This is a genomic window from Streptomyces sp. CB00316, from assembly GCF_001905595.1.
GTDB lineage: Bacteria > Actinomycetota > Actinomycetes > Streptomycetales > Streptomycetaceae > Streptomyces.
The window spans coordinates 61,795-74,372 of the sequence record NZ_LIXI01000008.1 but is presented as its reverse complement, the minus strand read 5'-3'; the positions used below and the strand labels follow the sequence as shown (position 1 = coordinate 74,372).

Below are 12,578 nucleotides of genomic sequence, written 5' to 3'. Positions count from 1 at the left end.
TGGAGAGTGCCATGACCGACGTCCTCAGCGCCCCGCTGGTGGTCGAATTCCCCTTCACCCGTTCCCTCGGCCCCGTCCAGAGCGCCTTCCTCACCGGACTGCGCGAACGCACCGTGCTCGGCGTCCGGACGGACGACGGCACGGTCCTCGTGCCGCCTGTCGAGTACGACCCCGTCACCGCGAACGAGCTCCGCGAACTCGTCGAGGTCGCCGCCACCGGCACCGTCACCACCTGGGCCTGGAACCCGTCCCCGCGCCGCAGCCAGCCGCTGGAGACCCCGTTCGCCTGGGTCCTCGTCCGCCTCGACGGCGCCGCCACCGCCCTCCTGCATGCCCTGGACGTCCCCGGACCCGACGCCGTGCACACCGGGATGCGGGTCCGGATCCGCTGGGCCGCGACACGTACGGGCGCCATCACCGACATCGCCTGCTTCGAGCCGTACGAGGGTGAGGCAGGGCCAGCCGAACCCGCGCCGCACGACGGGGGGTTCACCGACCTCGTCACCGGCATCGCCGCCCCTGCCCGCCTCGACTACGTCCACACCCCGGGCCGCGCCCAGAGCGCCTACCTCAAGGCCCTCGAAGGCCATCGGACCGTCGGCGAACGCTGCCCCGCCTGCCACAAGGTCTACGTACCCCCGCGCGGAGCCTGCCCCACCTGCGGCATCGCCACCGCGGAGGAGGTGGAGGTCGGCCCGCGTGGGACCGTCACCACCTTCTGCATCGTCAACATCAAGGCTGCTCATACGGCGAATCTCGGCATCGAAGTCCCGTACGTCTACGCCCACATCGCCCTCGACGGAGCCGACCTCGCCCTCCACGGCCGCATCGCCGGCATCCCGTACGACGAGGTCCGCATGGGCCTGCGCGTCGAGCCCGTCTGGGTCGAGGGTGCCCGCCATCCCGACCACTACCGGCCCACCGGCGAGCCCGACGCCGACTACGACACGTACCAGGAGCTGGTGTAGATGCGAGACGTGGCGATCGTCGCCTTCGCCCAGACCGCGCACCGGCGGCGTACCGACGAACTCTCCGAGGTCGACCTGCTGATGCCCGTCCTCCACGAGGTCCTCGGGCCAACCGGCCTCAAGGCCAACGAGATCGGGTTCACCTGCTCCGGCTCCGCCGACTACCTCGCCGGGCGCGCCTTCTCCTTCACCATGGCACTCGACGGCGTCGGCGCCCACCCGCCCATCTCCGAGTCGCACGTCGAGATGGACGGCGCCTGGGCGCTGTACGAGGCCTGGGTGAAGATCATGACTGGTGGAGCGGACACCGCCCTCGTCTACTCCTACGGCAAGTCCTCACCCGGTGAGGTCCGCGACGTCCTCACCCGCCAGCTCGATCCGTACTACCTCGCCCCGCTCTGGCCGGACTCCGTCGCCCTCGCCGCCCTCCAAGCCCAGGCCCTCATCGACGCGGGCGACACCGACGAGGCCGCCCTCGCCTCCATCGCGGCCCGCAGCCGCACCGACGCCACCACCAACCCGTACGCCCAACTCACCGGTGACGTCCCCGCGGGCGACCACCTCGTGCACCCGCTGCGCACCGGCGACTGCCCGCCCATCGGCGACGGCGCCGCCGCCGTCATCCTCGCCGCCGGGGACACCGCCCGCGCCCTGTGCGCACGGCCCGCCTGGATCCGCGGCATCGACCACCGCATCGAGGCCCACAGCCTCGGCGTCCGCGACCTGACCGAATCACCCTCCACCCGGCTCGCCGCCCAGCACGCCGGAGCCTTCGAACGCCCTGTGGACACAGCTGAGTTGCATGCCCCGTTCACTTCGCAGGAGGTCGTCCTGCGCAAGGCCCTCGGGCTCGGCGACGGCACCCGGATCAACCCGTCCGGAGGCGCGCTCGCCGCCAACCCGATCATGGCGGCGGGTCTCATCCGGCTCGGCGAGGCCGCCGCCCGCATCCACCGCGGCGAGTCCGACCGGGCCCTCGCCCACGCCACCTCCGGGCCCTGCCTGCAGCAGAACCTGGTCGCCGTCCTGGAAGGGGAGAGCGCTCATGCCTGAGGAGCCCGTCGCCGTCGTCGGCATCGGCCAGACCAAGCACGTCGCCGCCCGGCACGACGTCTCCATCGCCGGACTGGTCCGCGAGGCGGCGCTCCGCGCTCTGGAGGACGCCCAACTGACCTGGAGCGACATCGACGCCGTCGTCATCGGCAAGGCCCCCGACTTCTTCGAGGGCGTCATGATGCCGGAGCTGTATCTCGCCGACGCGCTCGGAGCCGTCGGCAAGCCGATGCTCCGCGTCCATACGGCGGGCTCGGTCGGCGGTTCGACCGCGCTCGTCGCCGCGAACCTCGTCGCCGCCCGCGTCCACCGGACCGTCCTGACCCTCGCCTTCGAGAAGCAGTCCGAGTCCAACGCCATGTGGGGCCTCTCCCTGCCCGTCCCCTTCCAGCAGCCCCTGCTGGCCGGGGCCGGCGGCTTCTTCGCCCCGCACGTGCGCGCGTACATGCGCCGTACGGGAGCCCCCGACACGGTCGGCTCCCTCGTCGCGTACAAGGACCGCCGCAACGCGCTCAAGAACCCCTACGCGCACATCCATGACGCGGACATCACCCTGGAGAAGGTCCAGGCGTCGCCCATGCTCTGGGACCCGATCCGCTACTCCGAGACGTGCCCCTCCTCCGACGGGGCCTGCGCGATGATCCTCACCGACCGGGACGGCGCCGCCCGCGCCCCCCACCCGCCCGCCTGGGTGCACGGCGGCGCCATGCGCAGCGAACCGACGCTCTTCGCCGGCAAGGACTTCGTCTCCCCGCAGGCCGGCAAGGACTGCGCCGCCGACGTCTACCGGCAGGCCCGGATCGCCGACCCGCGGCGGGAGATCGACGCCGTCGAGATGTACGTCCCGTTCTCCTGGTACGAGCCGATGTGGCTGGAGAACCTCGGCTTCGCCGATGAGGGCGAGGGCTGGAAGCTCACCGAGGCGGGCGTCACCGAACTCGACGGCGACCTCCCGGTCAACCCCTCGGGCGGTGTGCTGTCCACCAACCCCATCGGCGCCTCCGGCATGATCCGCTTCGCCGAGGCGGCCCTCCAGGTACGAGGACGGGCGGGCGAGCACCAGATCGACGGGGCCACCAGGGCGGTCGGCCATGCCTACGGGGGTGGGGCGCAGTTCTTCGCCATGTGGCTCGTCGGGTCGCAGCCCCCGCCGGGGTGACGCCGACGCCCCCGGGCCGCCGTGCGCGCGCCTTGAGGGTATGCACGCACCTTCAGGGCAGCGGGCAGCTGACCTGCAGCACCCGCTCGGCCAGCCGGCCCGTGAGGCGGCCGCCGGTGACTGCGGCTTCCTCCAGCCAGTCCGCCGCCGTCAGCTGCTCCACCAGCGGCTCCAGTTCGTCGGGCTCGACGGCGCACCAGGAGGTGAGGATTGCCAGGTCGATGCCCTCGCCCTCGGGCCCCAGCCGGCCGTCTGTCGTGGTCCGGACGGCCAGGGCCAGGGCGAGTAGCCGGGTGGCGGCACCGGTCTTCTTCTTGCGCAGCTTCTTGTCCCCGACGACCCTCTGGGCCCATCCGCTGAGCTTGGGACGCGTCTTCCGGCCGAAGTCGAACGGGCCCCGTCCGTCGTCGTCGGGCATCAGGGACGGGATCGTGATCGGGGTGGGGCTCTCGGGGCGGGAGGCGAGCAGATCGTCGGCGGTGCCGGGGATGGACAGCCAGCCGGAGTCCACGAGCCGTCCGATCAGCTCCTCGGGCTCGGTCAGGGGCAGCCCCTTGACGTCCTGCCCCACCAGATTGCCGATGCCGGTGAGCGCCGAGCGCAGGGTCAGCATCACCGCCATCAGCCGGGCCTCCGGGCCGGGCAGCGGGGTGTGCTCGGCGACGTGGGCGAGGACCGTCCGCGCGTGGTCCCACTGCGTGAGGCCGGGGAGCAGGCGATTGGTGACCTCTCCCTCGCCGACCGGGCTCTGGCCGGTGCGCTGCTGGTGCTGGAGGAGGGCGGCAGCGGCCGCCTGCTCGGCGCGCCGTGCGTCCAGCCGCAGCTCGGTCTCCCCGGTGACCTCCGCCCACGTGTGGAAGGCCTTGGCCTTGCGGGCGTGGAGGTCGGCGAGCTGCTCCAGATCGGGTTCGGGGCGCTGCTGGTAGGCGCGGAAGAGATCGCCCAGCTCGATCAGCTCGTCGCGCAGGGCGACGGGGTGCAGGTCGTACGGCACGAAGCGCTGCGCGATCTTCCCGGTGCGGCGGTTGCGCCGGGGCCTCGGGCGGGGGGCGGGCACCGCCCGGGGCACGGGGGCGGGGGACGAGGAGGCGTGGGAGAAGTGCGGGCCGACCGGGGCGGGCGGAGGGCCCGCGGCTCCACGTGCCCCCGCCGCGGGGGCCCGGCCGGCGGCAGGGGCGGTGGCGACGATCTTCGCCGAGGGGTGGGCGGCCGCACAGCGTGCGCAGCACTCCAGCGCCTGCCACCAGCGGCCCTGCCGATCGTTGACGACCGCGAGGACGACCGGGCCTCCGCACCGCAGGGCCGGGGCGCGGTCGCGGGGGCCGTCGGCCCGGACGTGCGTATGGCACTCCGCGGCCCGGCAGGCGCAGGACGCCTCGGGCCGGGGCCCCGGGGCGGCGCGCAGATGTGTCGCGAGGTGCGCGACGGCAGCCGTGCGGCCGACGGCGGCGGAGGGCAGAACCTGGGGGGCGCAGGCCGGACGGCCGCACGAGACGCGTACCGCCGCACCTCTCCGGTCGGCCGGGTCCAGGCGCACCATCCACGCGCGCCCCACCACCCGCTCTTCCAGCCCGCTCACTGTGCCCTCCACCGTCATCCTGTCCTCTCTCCCGGCGTATCGCCGTACCTGTCCTGTCGGCGTTCCGCCGTCCCGTACCCGCCGCTGCCGCGACGGACGGGGCGCGGCGGTGATCCAACGGTATGCGGCACAAGGCCTCGTCGCGGGCGGACTTGCTCCGATTCCACGCGGAAGAGTCTGCGCGGGGGCGCACCGCTCGTGCCTCCCGCCGGCGGGAGGCGGCCGGTGCCGCGGGGCGGCGCTCCGTCCCGGGCCCCGCTCCGCAACGTGAGCCGGGCCACGTAACATGGCGGCATGTCCTTCCTCCGCCGCCGTAGCGCCGCAACACCCGCGGGCCCGGACTTCGATGTCCTGGCCATGGAACCGGGGGACTGGCCCGGCAACCTCGGCGCCGGTCTGCTCCCCGCGCCCGACGGCAGCTGTCAGGGCGTCTTCCTCCGTTACGACCTGTACGGCGGCCGCGGCCCGGCCATGATCATCGGTAATCTCCCGGCCGGTTCGCCCGCCCGCGAGACCGAGGACGGCCAGGTTCCCTTCGAGGTCGCGCAGCTGCTGCTGGCCCTGGAGAACGACGAGCCGGTCGAGGTCGTCAGCAGCGAGGACGTCCCCGTGATGCAGGGCGACAACCTGCTGATCGTCCGCCGGGTGAAGCTCTCGGAGAGCCGCATCGCCTGCGTCCAGTTCGACCGGAGCGACGGGGTGCTCGTGACCATCGCCAGCTGGGACCGGCCCATCACCGACGACCTGTACACCCTCCTCAAGCCCCTTCCCGCAGAGCTGTTCCAGCAGGGCTGAAACGTCACTGCATAGGCCGCCCGCATATGCGGGCGGCCTGCCGCGCATCCGGCCCCAGCGCATCCGGCCCCGGCCCGTCACGAGAACCGCGCGACGGGCCGGGGCCGGCCTGGATCGGTGACGCCCGCACCCCCCTGGCGCGGGTGCGGGACTACGCCCTGCTGCCCGCGAGCTCGGCCATCAACCGCGTCACCTGCGCCGCCGAGGTGCCGAGCCCCGTGGGACCGCTGAGGTGCCAGGGGGCACCATGCCCGCGCCTCAGGTCCTCCTCGCGGTACCGGCGGCAGCCCCGGTGCCAGATCAGGATGCCCGCGATCCAGTGCTTGAGCTCCAGCACATAGCCCGCCAGCACCTCCCGCGCCTCGGCGTCCAGGCCGAAGTCGTCGTACAGCACGGGAAGTTCGACCTCCGCCACATGCAGGAACTGCCGCAGTCGCGACTTCATCAGGTCGTGCACGATCGCCACGCCAGTCGGATAGTCGACCCCGAAGAAGTTCTGCACGACCAGGACGCCGTTGTGCACCTCACCCTCGTACTCGATCTCCTTCTGGTACGAGAACAGGTCGTTCAGCAGGCACGCGTAGTCCGCCGCGGCGTTCTCCAGCGACTGCATCGGGCCGCTGCGGTAGATCGCGTCCGGCACCTTCCTGCCGTGGCCGAGCCGGCACAGGCTCATCGTCAGGTTCGAGCCGAAGGTGGCCCGCCGCATCTCAACATAGTCGACCGGATCGGGGATACGGTTCTGCGCCTGGTTGGCCAATTCCCACAGCCAGCTCTCGGTCATCGACTCGACCGCGCCCCGGAAGGTGCGCCGTGCGCCCAGGTCCATCGGCGCGGCCGTCCTGCGCCACAGATCGCCCAGCGACCGCTCCAGCGCGTTCACCGGCTCGGGGAAGGACTCGCCGTCCAGCGGCATGAACAGCGAGAGCCGCTCATTGGCCAGCCGAGCCCCTGCCAGATCCCTGGCCCGCCCGTGCACCACGGGGAACCAGTCGTCGCCGTACGTGCCCCAGGCCAGCCATCCCGAGGAGAGGTCCAGCTCGTCCGGCGTCGCGTCCGGATGCAGCCCCGCCGCGCACAGGGGGAGGTCGATCGCGATGATCCGTTCCTCGTCCCAGATGTGCGAGCCCAAAACCCCCGGCTGCGCCTCCAGGATGCCCATCCGGCGTGCCCAGTCGACCAGCCGTACCCGGGCACCCTCCAGGTGCGGGCTCAGCGTCGTCCCGAACGGCAGCTTCAGGTCGGGGATCAGCGAGGGGCCCACGTGCTGGTACGGCAGGTGGCTGTGGCTGCGGGCCCGCGCCGTCTCCGAACGCAGCGTGAACTTGATCGAGGCGGCGGACATGCCGAAGCCCGCCACCGCCTCGCCGGCCCCGCCGCCGTTCATGTACCGGCTGGAGCGCATGTGCCACTCGTGGCCTCCGGACTGCCAGTCCTGGAGCCCCTTGACGTATGCGAGGACGGACGCGGTCTGCGTCGGGTCGAGGCCCTTCTCCGCACAGAGCGGGCCCAGTTCGGTGAGGACGGTGTTCTCGAACTGCTGAAGCCGTGAGGTCAGCAGATCGTTGACGGCCTCGGCGGCCTCCTGTGTGGAGCAGCCGAGGAACTTCTCCAGGACGAGGACCCCGTTGCTGTTCTCACCCTCCTCCTCGACCTCGCGCTGGTACGAGAAGAGGTCGTTGCGCAGGTGCACCCCGTCGGAGAAGGCGTCGCGCAGCACCCGCAGCGGGCGGGCGTCGGCCACCTGGGCGGGCACCTCCGCGCCGGCCGCGTACTCCACCAGTCCGGCCGACCAGGGGGCGCCGCCGACCTTACGGCGCATCTCGATGTACTCGACGGGGTTGGCGATGCGGCCCTCGTTGATGTTGGAGAGCTCCCACATCGACTCGTTGAGCAGGTTCTCCGTCGCCTCCGCGAACCGGGCCCGCCAGGCGTCCGACATCGCGGGGACCGTCCGCGCCCACAGATCGGCGAGGCCCGCCTCGACGGGGTTCTCCGGCTCGGGGGTCGCGGCCCCGCGCTCCATCGGCATGAAGGCGGGCAACCGGTCCAGATACCGCTTGGCGCCCTCACGGTCGGGCGTGCGCTTGAACAGCTCCAGGAAGTGGTCGTCGAAGAAGAAGACCCAGACGTACCAGTCGGTGACCAGGGACAGCGCCTCGGCCGAGCAGTCGGGGTGGGTGTAGGCGCAGAGCAGGGCGTAGTCGTGCGCCTCCAGGTCCTTCTCCTCCCAGATGCCGGATCCCTCCAGCATCCCCATGCCCCGCGCCCACTGACGCGTGTGCGTCCGTGCCGCCTCGACATGAGGGTTGAGCCGCGCCGGATACGGAACATAGAAGTTTGGCAGTGAGAAGGGCTGTGCCATGTGCGTCAGGCCTTTCCGAAGCCTCCGCGCGGCGAGCGCGCGGACCAGTGGTGTCCGCGCCAGCTCTACCCTTCGGCCAACCGGGGCACGCACCAGGGCGATTAGTCGGATAATCGCGGTCTGATCTGTGTCCGTTCGGTGGCGGTCCGCTCAGCCGGCGGACTCGACTCGGTACGCCGAGTCCCGCCCCGAGTCTCAGTGGGCCGAGTCTCCGTCGGCCGAGTCCCGGTATGCCGGGTCTCAGTACGCGGAGTCGACGTTGTCGATCGAGCCGTACTTGTCCGCGGCGTAGTTGGCGGCGGCGGTGATGTTGGCGACCGGGTCGGTGAGCTTCTTCGGGGTGCCGTTGACGTGGTAGGCGTCGAAGGTCGGCTGGATCACCTGGAGCAGGCCCTTGGAGGGAATGCCGTTCTGCGCGTTGATGTCCCAGTCGTTGACGGCGTTCGGGTTGCCGCTGGACTCGCGCATGATGTTGCGGTGCAGCCCCTCGTAGGAGCCGGGGATGTTCTTCTTCTTCATGATGTCGAGCGACTCGCGTATCCAGCCGTCGAGGTTGTTCTTGTACTGCTTGGGTGCGGCGACGGCCTTGCGCTCGGTGGAGCGGTTGGCGGCCTGCTTCTCGGAGCGCGCCTTCTCGGCGGACTTCTTCGCCGCGGCCTTCCGGTCGGTCACAGCCTTCTCCGCGGCGGCCTTGCGCTCCGCCACAGCCTTCTTCGCCGTGGCCGCGGCGGCGGCCTTCTTCGCGGCGGTCTCCTGGGCGGCCTTCTTGGCCGCGGCTTCCTTCGCCGTGGGGACACCGGCGACCTTCTCCGCGGCGATGGAGGTCTTGGCCGCGGCGGGCTGTGCGTCGCTCTGCCCGCCGGTCGCGACGATGGCCGTGACGGAACCGGCCGCGACGAGCACGGCGGTGGCGAGCTTGTGGGAGCGGGTGATGCGGATGGTGCCGGGCATGCGTGAGCTCTTCCTTTTGGGGACGGGGGTCCGCGGCCTGTGGCCGCGTGAGCGGAGACCGAGGGGGACGGGCTGCCGACCGCCGGTGGGCGCTCGTCGCAGGCTCGGTCTCGGTGCTTGCCGAGATCCATGGTTAGCGGCCGCCTGGACAGGAGGCAATGACCCCATTTACTAGCTTTGATAGGAGAATGCGGGGAATACCTGCTTTGGGTGTCTCGCGGCGCCGCGGGGAAGGACTAACACCCACTACCGTGGTTCGTAGGTGACGTGGGTCTCGTGGCGCGCCTCACCCGGGGAGGGCCACGTGGTGCCGCAGAGTCAGTGCCCCGTCACGCGGGGACGCGCCCTGTGGGGGGTGCCGAGACCGCCGGGCGGGCCTTCGCGTGGCTCTGGCGCGATGACGCCTTGTTCGACTTCGGGGTGAGGGGCTCCCGCCCGGCCTGGCTGCACGGGTGCCGCTTCGAGGGTGAGCAGGTGGAGATCGCCCACAACCGCTTCGACGACCTCTCCAGCACCTGGAACGGGCTCGCCCCGGACGGCCCGGTCCGGGGGCCTGGATCAGCGTCTTCGACGCCCTCGACGAGAACGGCCTGAGCTTCGACGCGCCCGGCAAGGAACGGCGCGCCCGTCTGCTCGGCGAGGGGCGGAACGCGGAACAGCGCGCTGCGGGACCGGTGTGTCGGCACCGGTCCCGCAGCGCGCTCCCTTTACACAGTGGTCTCTTCGTGGGTCTTCGGGGGCAGGCGGCGCACCCGCCTGCCCCCGAAGACCCACGCGGCCGCGCCGGCGGCGCTGATCACGCGCGATCAGCGCGTCCCGACCGCCGCCCGCACCGCCCGCCGAGCCATCGCGCAGTCGTCGTGCAGCCTGCGCAGCAGCAGCCGCTGCTCCTCGCCCGAGGAGAGCGCACCCGGCCGGTCCTGGACCGTGCCCGCCGCGGGCGCCTCGCGCATGGTGCGCTGCACGGCCGTCTCGTAGTTACGGATCTCCCGGGTCAGGACGAGCATCAGGTTCACCAGGAACGCGTCCCGGGCGGCCGGCCCCCTGGCCTGTGCCAGCTGGCTGATCTGCCGTCGCGCCACCGGGGCGTCACCGAGCACCGCCCACAGGGTCGCCAGGTCGTAGCCCGGTAGATACCAGCCCGCGTGCTCCCAGTCGACCAGCACCGGCCCGGTCGGGGACAGCAGGATGTTGGAGAGCAGCGCGTCGCCGTGACAGAACTGGCCCATGCCCTGGCGGCCGCCCGCCTGGGCCAGACCGTGCAGCAGCTTCTGCAGGTCGCCCAGGTCGCGGTCGGTGAACAGGCCGAGCTCGTGGTAGCGAGCGATCCGGGAGGCGTAGTCGAGCGGCGCCTCGAACAGCCCGGGTGGCGGCCGCCAGGCGTTCACCCGGGCGATCGCGCCGAGTGCCGCACGGATGTCGGCCCGCGGCGGCGCCTCCGCCGGGTGCCGGGTCAGCGCCGCCACCCGGCCGGGCATCCGCTCGATCACCAGTGTGCAGTTCTCCGGGTCCGCCGCGATCAGCCGGGGCACCCGAACCGGGGGCCGGTGCCGGACGAACGCGCGGTACGCCGCTATCTCGTGCTGGAACCGCTCCGTCCAGGCGGGGGAGTGGTCCAGTAAACACTTCGCCACGGCGGTGGCCCGCCCGGTGGTGCCCACGATCAGGACCGAACGGCCGCTGCGCCGCAGCACCTGGACCGGGTTGAACTCGGGGCAGATGCGTTGCACGGAGGCGATGGCCATCCGCACCTGCGCCCCCTGCGGCCCGGAGAGGTCGATTCTTCCGCTGAGAGGTCCTGCCCCCGGTCCCGCCGCCCGCCGGGTCCGGCCCAGACCCTGCGCCGGCGCACCGGCGTGGGGGGCGAGATACGGCCCGCCGCCCGTCCCCATGGGGCGAAGCGGCCGGGGCGGGGCGGACACGGAGGACGATGCTGTGTACATGGGCGAGACAGATCCCTTCGTGCGCCGACAAGTCACGTGCGCCAACCCGGCCGACGGCCGTTCGGCACCCTGGGGAGTACCTAGGGCTGCCGGGCGGGGTGGCGCTTTCCTACCTGACACCGGGTCACGGGTGGCAGACCATCTGGCGGACCCTGGCGAACCCTGGCGAATAGTCACAGCGCATCTGACAGGGGGTTAGTGTCAAGTCAGCCGAGAACCTGGGGGCTTGACGTGACCGGAGAACCCAACACCCGCCTTTCTGACCTGTTCGGCCTGGCCGGCTGGTCCAAGGGCGAACTCGCGAGAATGGTGAACCGGCAGGCGGCGGCCATGGGCCACCCGCAGCTGGCCACCGACACCTCGCGGGTCAGGCGCTGGATCGACATGGGGGAATCCCCCCGTGATCCCGTGCCCGAAGTGCTGGCAGCCCTGTTCACCGAGCGGCTCGGCCGTGTCGTGACCATCGAGGACCTCGGGTTCGGCCGGCGCGGGCGTGTGGGGAAACGGCGTGACGCGGGGAAGGAACACGACCCCGATCAACTGCCGTGGGCGCCCGAACGGACGGCAGCGGTCCTCACCGAATTCACGGGAATGGACCTCATGCTCAACCGACGCGGCATGGTGGGCGCGGGCGCCGCGCTCGCCGCCGGCTCAACCATCGCCGGCCCCATGTACGAATGGCTGCGCAGCAGCCCCGCTTCCACGGCCGACGCGCCACGCGCCAACGCCCCTCAGCACGCCGACCCCGCCGGTTTCGACCGGTACGAGGCCGCGCCCGTGGGCTCCGAGGAGATCGAGGCCCTGGAGCACTCGGTCGAGGTGTTCCGCGCCTGGGACGCCTCCCGCGGCGGCGGCCTCCAGCGCAAGGCCGTCGTGGGCCAGCTCAACGAGGTGGGCGGCATGCTCGCCTACCGCCACCCCGACCATCTCCAGCGCCGCCTGTGGGGCGTCGCAGCCAACCTCGCCGTACTCGCGGGCTGGATGTCCCACGACGTCGGCCTCGAACCCACCGCCCAGAAGTACTTCGTCATCGCCGCCCACGCGGCCAGGGAGGGCGGCGACCGGCCACGCGCCGGTGAGGCGCTCTCCCGCGCCGCACGCCAGATGGTCCACCTGGGCCGCCCCGACGACGCCCTCGACCTGATGAAGCTGGCGAAATCCGGCTCGGGCGATGAGACCCTGCCCCGTACGCAGGCGATGCTGCGCACCATCGAGGCCTGGGCGCAGGCGGCGATGGGCAAGGGCCAGGCCATGCGGCGCACCCTCGGTGAGGCCGAGGAGCTCTTCGTCTCGGACAAGGGCGACGTACCGGCGCCGAGCTGGATGCAAATGTTCGACGAGGCCGACCTGCACGGCATGCAGGCCCTGGCGTTCCGCACCCTGGCCGAGCACGACCCGGCGGCCGCGTCCATCGCGCAGCGCCACGCCAAACAGGCCCTGGAGTTGCGCGTCAACGGGCGGCAGCGCTCCAGGATCTTCGACTACATCTCGCTCGCCTCGGCCTGCTTCATCGCCAACGACCCCGAACAGGCCGATCGTTACGCCAGGCTCGCCCTGGTGTCGATGGGGGAGACCTCCTCGCACCGCACCTGGGACCGGCTGCGCGAGATGTACCGGCTCACCGGCCAGTTCGCGGGGTACGCCAAGATCCAGGACCTCCGCGAGCAGATCGAGCTCTCGTTGCCGCAGAGCCCGGTCGCCAAGAAGACCAGGGGTACGCAGGCGTGATGTCCGTACGGGCCCGCCGGCGGAGGCCGTAACCGCC

Annotated in this window: 10 protein-coding genes; 6 read left to right on the top strand and 4 right to left on the bottom strand. The window is 71.8% G+C overall.

The features are described from left to right. Positions 1–11: 11 nt before the first annotated feature. Genes AMK21_RS22545 through AMK21_RS22535 form a run of 3 tightly spaced genes read left to right on the top strand, consistent with a single transcriptional unit; the run spans position 12 to position 3,180 of the window. Positions 12–968, top strand: coding sequence for a Zn-ribbon domain-containing OB-fold protein (locus AMK21_RS22545; RefSeq protein WP_073880750.1), 957 nt, complete (start codon positions 12–14; stop codon positions 966–968). Beyond that, positions 969–2,021, top strand: coding sequence for a thiolase domain-containing protein (locus AMK21_RS22540; RefSeq protein ID WP_073880748.1), 1,053 nt, complete (start codon positions 969–971; stop codon positions 2,019–2,021). Further along, positions 2,014–3,180 carry a thiolase domain-containing protein gene (locus AMK21_RS22535; RefSeq protein WP_073880746.1) on the top strand — a complete coding sequence of 389 codons (1,167 nt, stop codon included), beginning with the start codon at positions 2,014–2,016 and terminating at the stop codon, positions 3,178–3,180. The genes AMK21_RS22540 and AMK21_RS22535 overlap by 8 nt, the downstream gene beginning before the upstream one ends. 52 nt (positions 3,181–3,232) lie before the next feature. Here AMK21_RS22535 and AMK21_RS22530 read toward each other — a convergent pair whose 3' ends face one another. Beyond that, the gene (locus AMK21_RS22530) at positions 3,233–4,777 is read right to left on the bottom strand and encodes a hypothetical protein (protein WP_073880744.1); all 1,545 of its coding nucleotides are present in this window, start codon (positions 4,775–4,777) and stop codon (positions 3,233–3,235) included. Positions 4,778–5,053: 276 nt separating this feature from the next. On the opposite strand from AMK21_RS22530, the gene AMK21_RS22525 reads away from it, so the two are divergent. Then, entirely contained in the window at positions 5,054–5,554 is a 501-nt protein-coding gene (locus AMK21_RS22525; RefSeq protein ID WP_073880742.1) for a hypothetical protein, read from the top strand. Between the two features lie 151 nt (positions 5,555–5,705). Here AMK21_RS22525 and AMK21_RS22520 read toward each other — a convergent pair whose 3' ends face one another. Further along, complete coding sequence (locus AMK21_RS22520) at positions 5,706–7,919, bottom strand: terpene synthase family protein (RefSeq protein ID WP_073880740.1); 2,214 nt, start codon at positions 7,917–7,919, stop codon at positions 5,706–5,708. 240 nt (positions 7,920–8,159) lie between these two features. Then, a complete protein-coding gene (locus tag AMK21_RS22515; protein WP_073880738.1) occupies positions 8,160–8,870 on the bottom strand; it encodes a transglycosylase SLT domain-containing protein in 711 nt (236 codons plus the stop codon). 348 nt (positions 8,871–9,218) lie between these two features. On the opposite strand from AMK21_RS22515, the gene AMK21_RS22510 reads away from it, so the two are divergent. Then, positions 9,219–9,464 carry a hypothetical protein gene (locus tag AMK21_RS22510; protein WP_073880736.1) on the top strand — a complete coding sequence of 82 codons (246 nt, stop codon included), beginning with the start codon at positions 9,219–9,221 and terminating at the stop codon, positions 9,462–9,464. A gap of 212 nt (positions 9,465–9,676) precedes the next feature. Here the strand turns inward: AMK21_RS22510 and AMK21_RS22505 are convergent, their stop codons facing one another. Then, on the bottom strand, positions 9,677–10,813 hold the full coding sequence (locus AMK21_RS22505; protein ID WP_073880734.1) for an aminoglycoside phosphotransferase family protein: 1,137 nt from the start codon (positions 10,811–10,813) through the stop codon (positions 9,677–9,679). Between the two features lie 231 nt (positions 10,814–11,044). On the opposite strand from AMK21_RS22505, the gene AMK21_RS22500 reads away from it, so the two are divergent. Further along, positions 11,045–12,541 carry a hypothetical protein gene (locus AMK21_RS22500; RefSeq protein ID WP_073880732.1) on the top strand — a complete coding sequence of 499 codons (1,497 nt, stop codon included), beginning with the start codon at positions 11,045–11,047 and terminating at the stop codon, positions 12,539–12,541. Positions 12,542–12,578: the final 37 nt, after the last annotated feature.